Origin of the sequence: Achromobacter sp. B7 (assembly GCF_003600685.1) — a bacterium.
GTDB lineage: Bacteria > Pseudomonadota > Gammaproteobacteria > Burkholderiales > Burkholderiaceae_B > Achromobacter > Achromobacter spanius_B.
In genome coordinates this window covers 3,158,856-3,174,001 of the sequence record NZ_CP032084.1, presented here as the reverse complement: position 1 = coordinate 3,174,001, position 15,146 = coordinate 3,158,856, and the positions used below count along the sequence as shown (strand labels likewise).

Annotated in this window: 15 protein-coding genes; 7 read left to right on the top strand and 8 right to left on the bottom strand. The window is 67.0% G+C overall.

Annotated features, from left to right (window positions below; genetic code table 11):
- Positions 1 to 145: 145 nt before the first annotated feature.
- The 3 genes from DVB37_RS14265 to DVB37_RS28940 all read right to left on the bottom strand — a co-directional run bounded on the left by DVB37_RS14265 (position 146) and on the right by DVB37_RS28940 (position 2,147).
- On the bottom strand, positions 146 to 1,309 hold the full coding sequence (locus DVB37_RS14265; RefSeq protein ID WP_120155813.1) for an HPP family protein: 1,164 nt from the start codon (positions 1,307 to 1,309) through the stop codon (positions 146 to 148).
- 136 nt (positions 1,310 to 1,445) lie between these two features.
- Positions 1,446 to 1,892 carry a MarR family winged helix-turn-helix transcriptional regulator gene (locus tag DVB37_RS14260; RefSeq protein WP_104145926.1) on the bottom strand — a complete coding sequence of 149 codons (447 nt, stop codon included), beginning with the start codon at positions 1,890 to 1,892 and terminating at the stop codon, positions 1,446 to 1,448.
- A gap of 141 nt (positions 1,893 to 2,033) precedes the next feature.
- Positions 2,034 to 2,147: a hypothetical protein gene (locus DVB37_RS28940; RefSeq protein WP_371683140.1), complete on the bottom strand. Its 114-nt coding sequence runs from the start codon at positions 2,145 to 2,147 to the stop codon at positions 2,034 to 2,036.
- A gap of 86 nt (positions 2,148 to 2,233) precedes the next feature.
- Here DVB37_RS28940 and DVB37_RS14250 point away from each other — a divergent pair, with 86 nt between their 5' ends.
- Positions 2,234 to 3,937: a chloride channel protein gene (locus DVB37_RS14250; protein WP_120155808.1), complete on the top strand. Its 1,704-nt coding sequence runs from the start codon at positions 2,234 to 2,236 to the stop codon at positions 3,935 to 3,937.
- A gap of 151 nt (positions 3,938 to 4,088) precedes the next feature.
- Here DVB37_RS14250 and DVB37_RS14245 read toward each other — a convergent pair whose 3' ends face one another.
- The gene (locus DVB37_RS14245; RefSeq protein WP_046807310.1) at positions 4,089 to 4,982 is read right to left on the bottom strand and encodes a LysR family transcriptional regulator; all 894 of its coding nucleotides are present in this window, start codon (positions 4,980 to 4,982) and stop codon (positions 4,089 to 4,091) included.
- Between the two features lie 127 nt (positions 4,983 to 5,109).
- Here DVB37_RS14245 and argC point away from each other — a divergent pair, with 127 nt between their 5' ends.
- On the top strand, positions 5,110 to 6,042 hold the full coding sequence (gene argC, locus DVB37_RS14240; RefSeq protein ID WP_120155806.1) for an N-acetyl-gamma-glutamyl-phosphate reductase: 933 nt from the start codon (positions 5,110 to 5,112) through the stop codon (positions 6,040 to 6,042).
- 153 nt (positions 6,043 to 6,195) lie between these two features.
- Here argC and DVB37_RS14235 read toward each other — a convergent pair whose 3' ends face one another.
- Both DVB37_RS14235 and DVB37_RS14230 read right to left on the bottom strand, forming a co-directional pair.
- Positions 6,196 to 7,095, bottom strand: coding sequence for an MBL fold metallo-hydrolase (locus tag DVB37_RS14235; protein ID WP_120155804.1), 900 nt, complete (start codon positions 7,093 to 7,095; stop codon positions 6,196 to 6,198).
- A gap of 102 nt (positions 7,096 to 7,197) precedes the next feature.
- Positions 7,198 to 8,124 carry a LysR family transcriptional regulator gene (locus DVB37_RS14230; RefSeq protein WP_223265061.1) on the bottom strand — a complete coding sequence of 309 codons (927 nt, stop codon included), beginning with the start codon at positions 8,122 to 8,124 and terminating at the stop codon, positions 7,198 to 7,200.
- Positions 8,125 to 8,288: 164 nt separating this feature from the next.
- On the opposite strand from DVB37_RS14230, the gene DVB37_RS14225 reads away from it, so the two are divergent.
- Genes DVB37_RS14225 through DVB37_RS14210 form a run of 4 tightly spaced genes read left to right on the top strand, consistent with a single transcriptional unit; the run spans position 8,289 to position 12,775 of the window.
- On the top strand, positions 8,289 to 9,962 hold the full coding sequence (locus tag DVB37_RS14225) for an AMP-binding protein (RefSeq protein WP_120155802.1): 1,674 nt from the start codon (positions 8,289 to 8,291) through the stop codon (positions 9,960 to 9,962).
- Positions 9,963 to 9,999: 37 nt separating this feature from the next.
- Positions 10,000 to 11,313, top strand: coding sequence for an MFS transporter (locus DVB37_RS14220; protein WP_046807305.1), 1,314 nt, complete (start codon positions 10,000 to 10,002; stop codon positions 11,311 to 11,313).
- Positions 11,310 to 12,464, top strand: coding sequence for a thiolase family protein (locus DVB37_RS14215; protein ID WP_120155800.1), 1,155 nt, complete (start codon positions 11,310 to 11,312; stop codon positions 12,462 to 12,464). Before DVB37_RS14220 ends, DVB37_RS14215 begins: the two co-directional genes overlap by 4 nt.
- Complete coding sequence (locus DVB37_RS14210) at positions 12,461 to 12,775, top strand: Zn-ribbon domain-containing OB-fold protein (RefSeq protein WP_120155797.1); 315 nt, start codon at positions 12,461 to 12,463, stop codon at positions 12,773 to 12,775. Before DVB37_RS14215 ends, DVB37_RS14210 begins: the two co-directional genes overlap by 4 nt.
- A gap of 4 nt (positions 12,776 to 12,779) precedes the next feature.
- Here DVB37_RS14210 and DVB37_RS14205 read toward each other — a convergent pair whose 3' ends face one another.
- Together DVB37_RS14205 and DVB37_RS14200 are read right to left on the bottom strand one after the other, a co-directional pair.
- Complete coding sequence (locus DVB37_RS14205) at positions 12,780 to 13,634, bottom strand: TlpA disulfide reductase family protein (protein WP_120155795.1); 855 nt, start codon at positions 13,632 to 13,634, stop codon at positions 12,780 to 12,782.
- Positions 13,631 to 14,020: a hypothetical protein gene (locus tag DVB37_RS14200; protein WP_120155793.1), complete on the bottom strand. Its 390-nt coding sequence runs from the start codon at positions 14,018 to 14,020 to the stop codon at positions 13,631 to 13,633. The genes DVB37_RS14205 and DVB37_RS14200 overlap by 4 nt, the downstream gene beginning before the upstream one ends.
- Positions 14,021 to 14,349: 329 nt before the next feature.
- Between DVB37_RS14200 and DVB37_RS14190 the strand changes: the two genes are divergently transcribed.
- A complete protein-coding gene (locus tag DVB37_RS14190; RefSeq protein WP_046807300.1) occupies positions 14,350 to 15,144 on the top strand; it encodes an amino acid ABC transporter substrate-binding protein in 795 nt (264 codons plus the stop codon).
- The last annotated feature ends 2 nt before the right edge of the window (positions 15,145 to 15,146 follow it).

Sequence of the window (15,146 nt, the reverse complement as noted above, 5' to 3'; positions counted from 1 at the left end):
GTGAAATTATGCCTTGCGGCAAGCGCGCCCCGACATCCGTAGGGTTACGGAGGCGTGGGTTACGAAGGCAATGGCTTCGGGGGCGATGGCTACGGCGGCGACGGCTTCGGCGGCGATGGTCAGGGAGGCGATGGTTACGCAGGCGTCAGGCCGCGCGCTGGGGGGCATGGTCGCCGGTATCGGCCTGCGAGCTGGCCGACACCGCCATTTGATACAGCGCCGCCACCAGGTCCGACTGCGTCACCAGCCCCTGCAAGGTGCGCGAAGCGTCCAGCACCGGCACGCAATGCACGCTGTCCGACATGGGGCGGGCCAGTTCGATCACGGGTAGGCCGGGCGTGGCGAAGGGCACTTCGCTGCGCATGCAATCGGCCACCAGCAGTTCTTGGGCAGGGGTGCCGTCCGGCATGGCGACCAGCGGACGCGTCTTGCGCGCCAGCACGTCCGCCTGCGCGACCATGCCCGCGTAACGACCGGCTGCGTCCAGCACCGGCAAGGCTTGCAGCCGGTGCTTGTCGAACAGGCGTACGGCGTGGTCCAGCGGGGCGTGTTCCTGCACGGTGACGACGTCGCGCGACATGATGTCCGCGCACGAAACGTCGCCAAAGCGGCGTACGCTGGCGCGCAGCTCGGCGGCCAGCACGATGTCTTCCAGGTCTTCCTTGCTGATGTCCAGCAGTTCGCCGCGCTGCGCCAGGGCTTCGTCCAGGTCGGCGCGGGAAAAGCCCAGGCGGGTGCTGGGCGCGGCATCGCGTGTGTGGTGGCTTTGCGCGGGGTCGGCGTGGCGGCGCGGGTAGTTGCGCTTGAAGGCGCCGTTGAACGCCACGGCAATGCACAGCAGGATCAATGAATTCAAGCCCACGGGCCACAGGGCGAAGCCATAGCCCAGGGCGGCCACCGGCGGCCCGCCCAGCACGGCCGTCAACGCCACCGCGCCGCTGGGCGGATGCAGGCAGCGCAGGCTGAACATGGCGCCGATGGACAAGGCCACCGCCACGGCGGCCGCCACGCCTGGCACGGGAATCATCTGCGCGCAAAACACGCCGATCAGTGCCGACACCAGGTTGCCCGCCATGATGGACCAAGGCTGCGCCAGCGGGCTGGCCGGCGCGGCAAACAGCAGCACGGCCGATGCGCCCATGGGGGCGATAAACCAGGGGCTGGCCGCGCCCAGCGCGTGTCGCCCCACCCATTCCGTGCAGAACAGCCCGACCAGCGCGCCCAGCACGCCAACCAGCTTTTCGCGCCCGTTGACGCCCACCGGCGCTGGCGCGAATGCGCCCAGCCAGCGCTTTAATGCCACACCCAAAACGATCTCCTCGCGTGCTTGAAATATGTCGCGGGACGACAATTTATCACGCGGCGCGGTGTGGGCCGGTTATGAACTTATGGGCAGGGGCAGGCGGCAGGGGCGGCACAGGAGGCGCGCTCGCCCCTGGCGCCCGTTAAGCCGTGTCGTCGCCGATGCGCGCCAGCAGGCGGCCCAGCAAGGGCCGCATGGCGCGCAGTTCTTCCAGGTGCGAGGCCGACAGGCTTTCCAGCAAGCGTTCGGCCTTGGGCGTCAGAATGACTTCTACGCGGCGCCCATCTTCGGGATCCGCCTCGCGGCTGACCAGGTCCAGACGCGCCAGACGGCCGACCAGCTCGGCCGCCGTATGCGGCCGGATCAACAGTCGGTCGGCAATTTCACCGACATACAGGCCGCGCCGGTCGGGCGCGTTTTTGCGCGTGCCCTTGATGGCCAGCAGGGTTTGATGCTGCTGCGGCGTCAGCGCCAATTCGGCGGCGGCGCCTTCGCTGAACGCGGCGAACGTGCGCAGCGCGTAGCGAAAGTCGGCCAACAGCTCGTAGTCGGCGGGGGACAGCGGAGTGGGGGACGGAGACGTTTTCACAAGCGCAATTCTAATATATGTCGTGATACGATATAAATAAGTGAAACCGAACCCGTTCTTGCTCTCCCATGCCTTCATCGTCCACCCCTTCAGTGCCCGCAACATCGCGCGCGTCTGCCACCTTGCCGACGGTCGCGGCATCTACGACTTTCCCGACGTCTCCATTGTCCCCGCCGTCCCAAACGTCCCCAACGTCGCCACCGTCCGAAACGTCCCCACCGTCCCAATCGTCCCAATCGTCCCCGCCGTCCCCATCGTCCCCAACGTCTGGCCGCCCCGAACCCGGCGCATCCACCCGCGCCCACCGCCTGGGCGACTTCACCACTGACCGCCGCGTGGTGATGCTGATGGCGCTGGCCGTGCCGGTGGGCCTGGCCAGCGTGCTGGCCGCGTGGGCCTTGCTGCGGTTGATCGCCCTGTGCACCAACCTGGCCTACCACGGCCAGTTTTCCTTTGTCGACCAACCCATCACGACCGGTGCGCTGGGCTGGGCGTCCGTGGCCATTCCGGTCGTGGGCTGCCTGATCATCGGTTTGATGGCGCGGTACGGCTCCGAGAAGATTCGCGGCCACGGCATACCGGAAGCGATGGAAGCCATATTGATCGGCAAGAGCCGCATCCAGCCCAAAGTGGCGGTGCTCAAACCCGTGTCGTCCGCCGTGTCGATCGGCACCGGCGGGCCGTTCGGCGCGGAAGGGCCCATCATCATGACGGGCGGCGCCATCGGGTCGCTGCTGGCGCAAACCATCCACCTGGACGACGGCGAGCGCAAGACCTTGCTGGTGGCGGGCGCCGCCGCCGGCATGACGGCCATCTTCGCCACGCCGCTGGCCGCCATTCTGTTGGCGGTGGAATTGCTGCTGTTCGAGTGGAAGCCGCGCAGCTTCCTGCCGGTGGCGGTCGCGGCGCTGGTGGCCGCCGCCGCGCGCGCCTTCGTGCTGGATGCCGGGCCGATCTTTGCCTATGCCGGGGCCTTGTCCTTTACGCCGGGCCACCTGCTGGCGTGCGCGGCGGTCGGCGTGCTGGCCGGCCTGGGGTCGGGCGTGCTGACGTCCTTGGTGTACGCAGCCGAGGACCTGTTCGAAAAACTCCCTTTGCATTGGATGTGGTGGCCCGCGTTCGGCGGGCTGGCCATCGGCATCGGCGGCCTGATCGACCCGGCGGCACTGGGCGTGGGCTATGACAACATCCGCCACCTGCTGGCGGGCGACCTGGCGTTGCAAGCCGTGCTGGTGTTGCTGGCGGTCAAGGTGGCGATCTGGTCCATCGCGCTGGGCTCGGGCACCTCGGGCGGGGTGCTGGCGCCCTTGCTGATTTTTGGTGGGGCGCTGGGCGCGCTGGCCACGCCGTGGCTGCCGCAGGCCGATCCCGGTTTCTGGGCCCTGGTGGGCATGGCAGCCATGATGGGCGGCACCATGCGCGCGCCGCTGACCGCAACGCTGTTCGCCGTCGAACTCACCGGCAACCTGAGCGCGTTGTTGCCCGTGCTGGCGGCCTGCGTGTTCGCCTACGGCATGACGGTGCTGCTGTTGAAGCGGTCCATCCTGACCGAGAAAATCGCACGGCGCGGGCATCACGTCAGCCGTGAATACCATGTGGATCCCTTCGAACTGCTGCGCGCCGAAGCGGTGATGACGCATCCCGTTGAAACCTTCGCGGCAAGCATGACGGTGGGGCAGGCCATTGCCCATTTCACGACGCTGGGCCACGTGCATACCAGCTACCCGGTGGTGGACGACGATGGCGTGGTGGTAGGCACGGCGACCCGCGCGGATTCGCTGGCGTGGGCGTTGGATGAAGCCGAGGACACGCGCACCCTGGCCGATGCGCTGGCCGGGCGCGAGCCGGTGCTGGGGTATCCGGACGAACTGGCCAGCCGCATCGCCGACCGCATGGCGTTGTCTGGCGTGGGGCGAGTGCCAATTGTGGACCGCGCCAGCCACCGCTTGCTGGGGCTGGTGGGCCGGCGCGACCTGTTCCGCGCGCGGGCTCAACGGCTGCGCGATGAAACGCGGCGCACGGCGTATTTCCGCCGCGCTTGCTGACCGTTGCTGTGCTTTTGGACCGCCGCGCGCGTCCCGCTTTCGGACGCGTTTCCTGTTTTCAGACGCGCCTATCGCAGGCGGGCGCGCATCCCGCTTTCAGACGCCCCTTTCGCAGCTGCCCGCGCGTCCCGCTTTCAGACGCGCTACGTCGCTACGTGCCGCTTGCCGCCCGCAGTTGCCACAGTACGTCCAGCACATGCTGGGTTGACCGTTCCACTTTTTCGGCCCGATGCGCAATGCCCAGCGGCCGCCACAATGCCGGGCGCAGCGCGCGCATGATGATGCGCGCGTCCGCCTGTGGCGCGGTCGCTTCGTGCGGCAGCAGGGTCGCGCCGTAACCCGCCGCCACCAGGCTCTTGATGGCATCGTTGTAGTTGAGCTGGATGCGCGCGCGCGGGTTCAGCCCGGCGGCGGCAAACCATTCACCCGTCTGGCGCGACAGCCGCGTGGTGGCGTCATTCAGGATCAGCGGGCGGGTGGCCAGCCACGCGGGCGTGACGCGTGCCGGCGCGCTCCAGCCGGCCGGCAAAAACGCCATGACCGGATCACGCCGCCACGGCTTGATCACCAAGCCATCGATAGGCGGTTGCGGCAACGCCACCAGGCCCACGTCCAAGCTGCCATCGTTCAAGCGCTGCAAGGTTTCCTGCGACGTCAGTACCGCCACCTGCACGTCAATGCCGGGGTGATGCTTGCCCAGGGTTTCCAGCGCACGCGGCAGCAGATGCGCGATGGCGCCGGTGGATGCGCCCAGCCGTACGCGGCCGGACAAGCCCTGCACCTGGCGCTGCACATCATCCAGCGCTTGATCGGCTTCGGCCAGCAAGCGGCGCGCGCGTTCCAGCAGCGTGTCGCCGATGGCGGTGGCGCGCACCTGGCCACGCTTGCGCGTCAGCAGCGGCGCGCCCACGCGGGCTTCCAGGTCGGCCACGTGCAGGCTGACGGTGGGCGGCGCCAGGTGCAAGGCCCGCGCCGCCTCGGCGAAGGAACCCAGGTCGGCAATGGCAACCAGGGTGCGCAAGCGGTCTAGGCTTATTTCACGCATGAGGTGATCTTCCGTCGTTCAGAAAAGATGAATTTGACGGTCATGATATTCGACTTTTCTTATGCATGGCGCGGGTCGATGATACGGCTTGCACCCAGCCCCCATTCCTTTTCCTGACGGAGCAGCCATGACCCAACCCCTAGTCTTTATCGACGGCGACCAAGGCACGACCGGCCTGCAAATCCATGAACGTTTGAATGGCCGCACCGACCTGCGCCTGCTGACCTTGCCGGCCGCCGAGCGCAAAGACGCCGCTCGCCGCGCCGAAGCCATCAACGCCAGCGATGTGGCCATCCTGTGCCTGCCCGACGAGCCGGCGCGCCAGGCGGCCGCATCCGTCGTCAACCCCGCCGTGCGCGTGATCGACGCCAGTTCGGCGCATCGCACGACGCCGGGTTGGGTCTATGGGTTTCCGGAAATGGCGGCGGGCCAGGCCGACGCCATCGCGCGGGCCAAGCGGGTCAGCAACCCGGGTTGCTATCCCACCGGCGCCATCGCCTTGCTGCGGCCCTTGATCCAGGCGGGGCTGGTGCCCGCCGACTATCCGGCGGTGGTGCATGCCGTGTCGGGCTATTCGGGCGGCGGGCGCGCCAGTGTGGACGCGTACGAAGGCGCCGATGCGGCGTCCCAGCCCGCATTCCAGCTGTACGGCCTGGGCCTGGCGCACAAGCACACGCCCGAAATCGAAGCGCATGCCGGGCTGACGCAGCGGCCCGTGTTCGTGCCCGCTTATGGCGCGTTCCGCCAGGGCATTGTGCTGACGATTCCGCTGCAACTACGGTTGCTGCCCGCCAGCGTCACCATCGCGCAGCTGCATGACGCCTTGCAACAGCACTATGCGGACACAACGCACGTGCAAGTGGTGGCGCCGCAAGACGCCGCCACCCATACGAATCTGGATCCGCAAGCGCTGAACGGCACCAACGACCTGCGGCTGGCCGTCTATGGCAACGCGCAGCATGGACAGGTGTTGTTGACGGCCGTGTTTGACAACCTGGGCAAGGGCGCGTCCGGCGCGGCGGTGCAGAACCTGGACTTGATGCTGGCGGCGATGCGCTGAGGCCCGCTGCGCGGGATGGGGGCACGGGCTGCGCAGCCACTTTCAGTGACCGCGTAGCCTGGGCTTCGTCGCCAAGGCCACGCGGTTGGGGCAATGTTGCGGTGGCGACGCTTCTGTCGCGTCGTCAGTGCGGCGTGCTTGCCCCGCGCCTGCCTACCACTTCATTTCGCCCTTGGCGACCTTGGCGCTCAGTTCCAGCGACGCGGCGCCGCCCGCTTGCGGGTACTGCGCCTTCATGGCCGCGACCAGCGCCGCGCTGTCGGCGGCCTTGGCGGTTTGCGCGTCAAAGGCGCGGATATATCCCTGCGTGTAGCGCACCGATTCCAGCGTCAGCGGCGCGCCGGGAGCGTAGTGGCCGGGAATGACCGTGACCGGCTTGAGCGCTTCGATGTGTTGCAGCGTGGCCAGCCAGTCTTTATGCGACTGCGGCGTCTGCGTGTCCGCCATCCACACGTGCAGATTGCCGAACACCACAACGCCGCCCACCACTGCCTTTAGCGACGGAATCCACACATAGCTGCGATCAGGCTGCGCGCCGTCCAGGCCGGTGATTTCAAGCTGATGACCTTCCAGCGTGAGTGAGTTGCCAGCCAGGACCTGCGGGATCACGGCCTTGGCCGGCGCGTCCGCACCCAGCTTGGGACCCCAGAACGCCAATTTGCCATCAACGGTTTCCTTGATGTGCCGCACGGTCGGCTCAGTGGCAACAACGCGCACGCCCGGGAAGGCTTCCAACACGGTGTCCAGGCCGAAGTAGAAGTCAGGATCGCCGTGGCTGATGTAGATGGTGGTCAGCGTCTTGCCGCTGTCACGCACCATCGCCACCACCTTTTCCGCCTGCGACTTGCCAAATTGCGCATCAATCAAAATGGCATCGCGCTTGCCGGCGACCAGGACGGAAGACACCGGAAAGATGGCGTCGTTGCCCGGGTTGAAATGGGTCAGCGTCAGGTCCGTGCCGGCGGCGCGGGCGGGGGCATTCAGCACGGGGGCGATCAACAGCGCCAGCGCGGCGGTCTGTAGCAGGCGGCGTGCGAAAGGGAAGAGGGTCATTGCGGCTCGCAGGGTGGGATCAGGGAAGCGGCCAGTCTAGTGGCGTGAATCCCGTCGATCTATCCCTGTCTTTGCCAGAGTCTGTTGCGCGCTTCGAGCAGATCAGGCGCGGTCCGCCAAGGCGGCGTCCGGCGCGGCGTCGGCCAGCGTGGCCTGGACCTGCCGCCGCAGCCACATCGTGCCCGGGTCGCTCTCGAAGCGCGCATGCCAGTGCACGGTGACCGACAAGGGCGGCAGCGCAATCGGCAGCGGCCGGATCTCAAACGCCTTGTCGCGGTTGAACCAAAGCGCTGCGCGATGCGGCAGCGTCACGGTCAGATCGGTGCGCCGCACGATCTCGGCGGCGGCCGAGAAATGCGGCAGCGTCAGGTACGGCTGGCGTTGCAAGCCCGCTTCGCCCAGCACATCGTCCAGCAGCCGGTGGGCACTGGCGCGCGAGGCCACCAGGATGTGATCCAGCCGCTTGAACTGCCCGCGCGTCAAGCCCGCCGACAGCACGGGATGGCCGCGCCGCCCCATGCAGGCATAGCGTTCACTGAACAGGTCGGCGTGGCACGTATGGCGCGCCAGCCCGGCCAGGTTGCCAATGGCCAAGTCCACCTGGCCGTCCTTCAAAGCCTGCGGCAGTTGCTCCAGCGGAACCTCAAGCACCTCGACCCGCAGGCGCGGCGCCAAGGCGTGCACGCGTTCCATCAACGGCGGCAAAAACACCATTTCACCGATGTCCGACATCGACAGCCGAAACCGTCGGGTACTGGTGGCGGGGGTGAACTGTTGGCGCAGGCTGACCGCCTCGGCAAAGCTGTTCATGCCGCGTTCGATGGGGTCGGCCAACGCAAACGCCACCGGCGTGGGCTGCATGCCGGTGGCGGTGCGCACGAAAAGCGGGTCGTCAAACTGTTCGCGCAAACGGGCCAGCGCGTAGCTGACGGCCGGCTGAGTCAGGTTCAGCCGTTGCGCCGCGCGCGTCACGCTGCGCTCGTGCAGCACGGTCAGGAAAACCCGCATGAGATTCAAGTCGAAGTCCACGCATGCCCCTGATATCAATCGCATTTATAAGATAAATAATACCCATAAATTTGACACATAAATAGTTGATTCCTAGACTAATTTCACGCTACACACCGGCCGCGACGTGCCTGCACGCTGATGCGACCGCAACTACACAAGAGTGCAACAGGGGAACCGTCGTCATGCATGCGTTGACATTACCGTCGCTGTTGGTGGAACAGGCGGCCCGCTTGGGAGATCGCCTGTGGGTGCAGGCGCCGGGCGGTGCGTTGCGGTTTGGCGATGCGCCGGCGCATGCGGCAAGCTGGGCCGCGCGGCTGGCTGCCGCGGGCGTCAAGCGCGGCGATCGCGTGGGCCTCATGGCCGGCAACCGTCATGAGTTCCTGTCGATAGTGTTGGGTTGCGGCTGGCTGGGCGCGGTGGTGGTGCCCATCAACACCGCGTCGCGCGGCATGCAGTTGCAGCACATGTTGGGCAACAGCGGATGCGTGTTGTTGGTGGCGGACGCGGCGTCCTGTCCGGCCGTGGCGGCGCTGGCGTCGCTGTCGCACGCTGGGCAGCCGGCGCAACCAGTGCAACCCGTGCAGGACGCGCAACCCGCGCAACCCGCGCCTGCCGGTCGGCAACCCGCGCACGATGCGCCGTTGGCCCTGCGCGCGATCTGGTTGCTGGATCCCGCCGACCCCGATTGCCAATTGCCCGTACCCGCCAGCGCGCCGCCGCCGGCCCCGCACGCCGACACGCCGCCATTGCCTGCCGCCACGATCCAGCCGGGCGACATGCTGGCCATTCTGTATACGTCGGGCACGTCTGGCCCGTCCAAGGGCGTGTGCTGTCCGCACGCGCAGTTTTATTGGTGGGGCAAGATCGCCGCGCGCAATCTGGAAATCTCGGATGCCGACGTGCTCTACACCAGCCTGCCGCTGTTTCACACCAACGCCCTGAACGCCTGCTTCCAGGCGTTGGTGACGGGCGCGTCCATCATCTGCGACGAACGGTTTTCGGCCAGCCGTTATTTCGACCGCCTGCAAGCCACGGGCGCCACCGTCACGTATCTGTTGGGCGCCATGGTGCCGATGTTGCTGGCGCAAGAATCCCGCCCGTCAGAACGCGGACACCGCACGCGCATTGCCTTGGCGCCCGGCGTACCCGAACGTTTTCATGCCGTGTTCGCCGAGCGCACCGGCATGGCGTTGCTGGAAGGCTATGGGTCCACGGAAACCAACTTTGCATTGGGCGGCGTGCTGGCCGACCAGCGCGCGGGCACGATGGGCCGGGTGGCGCCGGAATTTGACGCCATCGTCGCCGACGACCATGACGCGCCCGTGCCGGATGGCGAACCGGGCGAACTGCTGCTGCGCGCGCGTCCGCCGTTTGCGATTGCCACCGGCTATTTCGGCATGCCCGACAAGACCGTCGAAGCCTGGCGCAACCTGTGGTTTCACACGGGCGACCGCGTCGTGCGCGATGCCGATGGCTATTTCCGCTTTCTAGACCGCATGAAAGACGCCATCCGCCGCCGGGGCGAGAACATTTCGTCGTACGAAGTGGAACAGGTGCTGCTGTCGCATCCCGCCGTCGCCACGGCGGCGGTGTACGCCGTGCGTTCCGAACTGGCCGAAGACGAAGTGATGGCCGCGCTGGTCTACAAGACCGGTCACGCGCCCACGCCCGAAGGCCTGCTTGATTTTTGCCAGCCCCGCATGCCGTATTTCGCCGTGCCGCGCTACGTGCGCGTGCTGGACGATCTGCCGCGCACCGAGAACGGCAAGGTCCGCAAGTTCCGTTTGCGGGAAGAAGGTATTACCGGCGACACCTGGGACAGGGATGCGGCCGGTTATCGCGTGGCGCGCTGACGCGCCATTCATCCATTCAAAAATCCAAGGGGCGGCAATGACGATGGCATACAAAGGGGCGGCGCTGTCCGCCGACGACGAAGCAAAGCGCAAGCGAACCCGGCGCGTCGTGGCGGCATCCGTCGCGGGCAACGCGATGGAGTGGTACGACTTTTTCATCTACGGCACGGCAGCCGCGCTGGTTTTCGGCGACCTGTTCTTCCCCAAGGGCACCGACCCCTTGCTGGGCACCATGGGCGCGTTCGCGGGCTTTGCCGTGGGATTTCTGGCGCGCCCGCTGGGCGGCGTGATCTTCGGCCACATCGGCGACCGCTACGGCCGCAAGCTGGCGTTGGAATGGACGCTGGGCCTGATGGGCGCGGCCACGTTCCTGATCGGGCTGTTGCCCACGTACGAGCAGATCGGCTTCTGGGCGCCGGTGGCGATGGTGGTGCTGCGCGTGTTGCAAGGCGCCGCGGCGGGCGGTGAGTGGGGCGGCGGCGTGTTGCTGATCAGCGAAGCCGTGGGCGGCAAGCGGCGCGGCTATTTTTCGTCGTTCAGTCAATTGGGCGTGGCGGGCGGCTTCGTGCTGTCGTCCGGCATTTTCATGCTGGCGCAGCAATTGCCCAAGGACATGTTCATGAGCTGGGGCTGGCGCCTGCCGTTCCTGCTTAGCGTGCTGATCTTTGGCGTAGGGCTGTACATCCGCAAGCACATTCCGGAAAGCGAGGAATTCGTGCAGGCCAAAAAAACGGCCAAGCGCGGCATGCCGGCCGTAGAGGTGTTTCGCCGCTATCCGCGTCAGGTGCTGACGGCGATGGGCTTGCGCGTGGCGGAAAACGGCGGCTCGTACATTTTCCTGGCCTTTGCCCTGGCCTACGGCAAGTTCCTGGGCATCTCGAATGATGTGATGCTGGGCGGCGTGCTGGTGTCCATGTTCATCGAACTGGGCACGCTGGTGTGGTTTGGCCATCTGTCCGACCGCATCGGGCGGCGCGCGGTGTATTTGATCGGGTCCGTCGGCCTGGTGCTGGTGGCGTTTCCTTTCTTCTGGATGGTGCAGACCAAAGAGCCCCTGTGGATTTTCCTGGCGTTCTTTTTGGGCAACACCGTGTGCCACGCCGCCATGATCGGCACGCAGCCCGCGTATTTTGCCGAGCTGTTCCCGGCCGAAGTGCGCTACACGGGCTTGGCGTTGGGGCATGAACTGGCGTCGGTGTTTGCCGGTGGCCTGTCGCCGTTGATTGCCATGGCGCTGCTGCGCAAATATGAATCGGCCACGCCCGTCGCGTGGTTTCTGGTGGGCATGGCGGCCATCACGGTGGTGACCTTGCTGCTGACCCGTAACCCGCCCAGGCAGGATACGGAATGAGCCCGGCCGGCACAGACGGGCCCGGCATCGTCGCGGTGGGCGAAACCCCCGCGCTGCGCCATCCCGACGCCGAGTGCACCACGGCGGGCTTGATGGCACAGGCGGTGGGGCAGGCGTTGCGCCACGCGGGCCTGTCGCCCGCCCAGGTGGATGGGCTGGGCGTGGCATCGTTCACGTTGCGGCCGGATCGCGCCATCGACCTGGCCTGGCAGCTGGGGCTGCGGCTTCACTGGTGCATGCAGGACGAACTGGGCGGCGCCAGCGCCATCAACCTGCTGCGGCAGGCGTGGCTGGCATTGCAAGCGGGGCAGGCGCGGACCATTGTGCTGGTGTCTGGTGACCATTTCACCGGCGCGGACTTCGCGCAGCTGGTGCGCGGATACAACCGCAGCGCGCAGGACTATCTCAGTCCGCTGGGTTGCCAGGGGCCCAATCCCTTGTTCGCAATGCTGACCCAGCGGCAGATGGCCCAAACGGGGCTGCGCCGCGAAGACTACGGCGCGCTGTGCGTTGCGCAGCGCGCCTGGGCCGCCGACAACCCCAACGCCGCTTATCGCGCGCCCTTGACGCTGGCGCAGTACCTGGACGCGCCGGTGGTGGCGCCACCGTTGGGGCGGCTGGATTGCGTGCCGGTTGTCAGCGGGGCCAGCGCCCTGCTCTTGCAGGCCCGGCCCACGGGTGTGCACCTGCGGCTGGTGTCCAGTGGCGCGCGCTATAACCACGACCAGCAGGAAGGCGACGGCCTGCAAACCGGCGTGGCCGAGCTGGCCGACGGGCTGTGGCAAGAGGCGGGAATGGGTCCCCAAGACATGGATGTGGTCAGCGTGTACGACGACTATCCGGCGATGGCCGTGGCGCAGCTTTGCGACCTGGGCTATGCCGACGCAAACGACTTGCCCGGGTTCATCGCCCGCCGTATCGCCACGCGCCAGTTGCCCGTGAACACGGCGGGCGGGCAGTTATCGGCCGGGCAGGCCGGGACGGCGGGCGGCATGCACGGCGTGGTCGAAGTGGCGCGGCAACTGTTGGGCCAAGCGGGTGCACGCCAATTGCCGGGCGCACGGCATGGCGTCGTCACCGGCTACGGCATGGTGCAGCTGCGCTACGGCATGTGCGCCAACGCCGCCGTGTTAAGCCGGGAGGAATCATGAGCCTGCATGTGCACGAATGCCGCGCTTGCGGCCATCGCGTCTATCCCGCCCGCCTGTGGTGCCCGGCGTGCGGCCACGACGGCGCCCAGGCGGTGGCGGTGAATGAGGGCGAGGTGCTGGCCTGGACGACGCAACCCAGTGCCGAGGAGGGCGCGGACACCGCCGTCGCCATTATCGGGACGGCGCGTGCACTGCCCGACGGGCCGGTGTTGGTGCTGCGGCTGCAAGACAGCCCGACGCATATCGGCCAGCGCCTGCGACTGTTCGAGCGCACGGTAGCCGGACGCGCGCTGCCTTGGGGGGCGCTGTAGGCATTCAGTCACCCGCGCCCGGCACATCGGCGGCGCGCGCGCTTGCTGCCCGCGTCGCCTCTACCCGCTGCGCCAGTGATGCAGCAGACAGCTCGCCCACGCGCACATCGATCACGCGCCCCTGGGCATCCAGGAACAGCGTGGCGGGCAGCCCGCGGTTGCTGAATTCGCGCGACGCTTCGGCGCCCGGGTCGATCAGCACGTTACGCAACGTCGGCGCATGGTCCTTCAAGAACCGCGTCACCTCGGGCTTGGCCTCGGCCTGGTTCAGAAAGACGAAGTTGACGTCCGGATTGGCGGCCTGCGCGGCGGCAAAGGCGGGCATCTCGCGACGGCAGGGCGGACACCAGCTGGCCCACAGGTTGATCACGGTAGGCTTGCCGCGAAAGTCGGACAGGTCGGCCATCGCGCCGTTCATGTTATGGACGAATATATCGGTCATCTCCGGATGCGCCTGCGGCGTGGGCGCCAGCCAGCGGCTGCCGCCGAGCCAGGTTGCGCTGGCCAGGGCCAACGCGCCCAGCAACGCCGCGCGCGGCGCGTGCCGGCGCAGCACCACGGCCAGCGCATAGACCCAGGCCGCCGCCAGCCCGGCCATGCCGTTCCAGCCGCCGTCGCGGATGTCCAGGATGTTGATGGGGTCGGGCAGGTAACTGTTTCGGTAGCGCCAGACGAAAGCCAGCCGGGCGACCAACAGCCCGATGATCAGCGCGCGCCACAAGACCGTGGACAGGCGCGCGGCCTCGTCTTGCCGGCGGTTGATCAAACGCGCCGCCACTATCGCGACAAGGCCGGCGGCAATCAACACCGCCAGTTCGGTGGGAAATACCAGGGGGCCGATACGGATGGCGGGGCTCATCCGTCGGCCTTGGCGGTCAGCGGGTGTTGCAAGGTAAAGCGGATTCGGTCGCCCGCGATGCGCAGCGCCTGGACGGCAGTGGTGCCGGGCAGCGGCATCGGGCCTTGCGCCACGAAGCCGTGGCCATCGATATCGCGCTGAAGGCGGTCGGCTGCGTCGTTCATACCGGAGGATGGCGCTGTGTCAGCCGGGTTGGCCGCGTCAGCCCGGTCGGCCGCGTCAGCCCCGGGCGCGTTCTGCGCCTCTTCGCGGGCGGCGAACAATGCCGCGTAGGGCGCGAAGTCGGGCATGGGCGTGAAGCTGCCTTCCATCACGGCGCCCGTGCCCGTGCTCACCTTTGCCACGCCGATGAGGCGACCGCCGTTGTCCTTGATGTTCAGTTGCATGCCTGTCCTCCGTGTGTATACCGTGGGCTCCGGGTGTTCCGGGTGTTCCGGGTGTTCCGGGTGTTCCGGGTGTTTCGAGTGTTCCCCGTGTTCCCCGCGTTCCCCGCAGCCCAGCCGCTCCAAGCGACCAAAGCCTAGCATGGCTTGCATTCCTTCCCGGCCCGCGCTGCCGCCTTGACATCTCGTTCCCACACCAATCCTGGCCGCCCCGGGCGCTTTCCGGCACGGTCTTGCAGTAACGCTAAAATGGCGGCTCGCGGCTGACCGGCCAGCCATTCCGGCATTCTTATTCCGGCATTCTTATTCTTACGCTTCGCACACCTGAACCCATGAAAAAACTGACTGCTGTTTTCCTCGTGTCCGCAACCACGATGCTGACCGCCTGCGGCCCCAGCGATGACGCCAAGCCGACCGCGGGCGCCCAAACGCCGGCCGTCGCCAAGAAGGTCGTGGTGGGCCTGGATGACAACTTTCCGCCCATGGGCTTTCGCGACGCCAGCAACCAGATCGTCGGTTTTGACATCGACATGGCCAAGGAAGCCAGCAAGCGCCTGGGCATCGAAGTCGAATTCAAGCCCATCGACTGGAGCGCCAAGGAAGCCGAGCTGAACGGCAAGCGCGTCGACGTTCTCTGGAACGGCCTGACCATCACCGAAGAGCGCAAGAAGAACATCAGCTTCACCGCGCCGTACATGGCCAACCACCAGATCATCATCGTGGGCACCGCATCGCCCATCAAGGTCAAGAACGACCTGGCCGGCAAGACGGTCGGCGCGCAGGACGGCAGCAGCGCCACGGACGCCATCGCCAAGGATCCGGTTGCCGCGCAGATCAAGGACGTGAAGAAGTTCGGTGACAACGTCACCGCGCTGATGGACCTGGCCGCCGGCCGCCTGGACGCCATCGTGGTGGACGAAGTGGTGGGCCGCTACCTGATCAGCAAGCGCGCGGGCGAATATCGCGTGCTGGAAGAAAACTTCGGCACCGAAGACTACGGCGTCGGCGTGCGCAAGGACGATACCGAGCTGCTGGGCAAGCTGGACAAGACGCTGGATTCGATGAAGCAGGACGGCACCGCCGGCCGCATCGCCACCCAGTGGTTCGGCGCCAACATCATCAAGTAAGC

Coding starts and splice junctions, on each gene's coding strand:
- DVB37_RS28940 (WP_371683140.1), bottom strand. CDS start 2,147: ATGGGGACGGCGGGGACGATTGGGACGATTGGGACGGTGGGGACGTTT.
- DVB37_RS14205 (WP_120155795.1), bottom strand. CDS start 13,634: ATGAGCCCCGCCATCCGTATCGGCCCCCTGGTATTTCCCACCGAACTG.
- DVB37_RS14250 (WP_120155808.1), top strand. CDS start 2,234: ATGCTGATGGCGCTGGCCGTGCCGGTGGGCCTGGCCAGCGTGCTGGCC.
- DVB37_RS14235 (WP_120155804.1), bottom strand. CDS start 7,095: ATGACCCTCTTCCCTTTCGCACGCCGCCTGCTACAGACCGCCGCGCTG.
- DVB37_RS14220 (WP_046807305.1), top strand. CDS start 10,000: ATGACGATGGCATACAAAGGGGCGGCGCTGTCCGCCGACGACGAAGCA.
- DVB37_RS14200 (WP_120155793.1), bottom strand. CDS start 14,020: ATGCAACTGAACATCAAGGACAACGGCGGTCGCCTCATCGGCGTGGCA.
- DVB37_RS14190 (WP_046807300.1), top strand. CDS start 14,350: ATGAAAAAACTGACTGCTGTTTTCCTCGTGTCCGCAACCACGATGCTG.
- argC (WP_120155806.1), top strand. CDS start 5,110: ATGACCCAACCCCTAGTCTTTATCGACGGCGACCAAGGCACGACCGGC.
- DVB37_RS14225 (WP_120155802.1), top strand. CDS start 8,289: ATGCATGCGTTGACATTACCGTCGCTGTTGGTGGAACAGGCGGCCCGC.
- DVB37_RS14215 (WP_120155800.1), top strand. CDS start 11,310: ATGAGCCCGGCCGGCACAGACGGGCCCGGCATCGTCGCGGTGGGCGAA.
- DVB37_RS14245 (WP_046807310.1), bottom strand. CDS start 4,982: ATGCGTGAAATAAGCCTAGACCGCTTGCGCACCCTGGTTGCCATTGCC.
- DVB37_RS14210 (WP_120155797.1), top strand. CDS start 12,461: ATGAGCCTGCATGTGCACGAATGCCGCGCTTGCGGCCATCGCGTCTAT.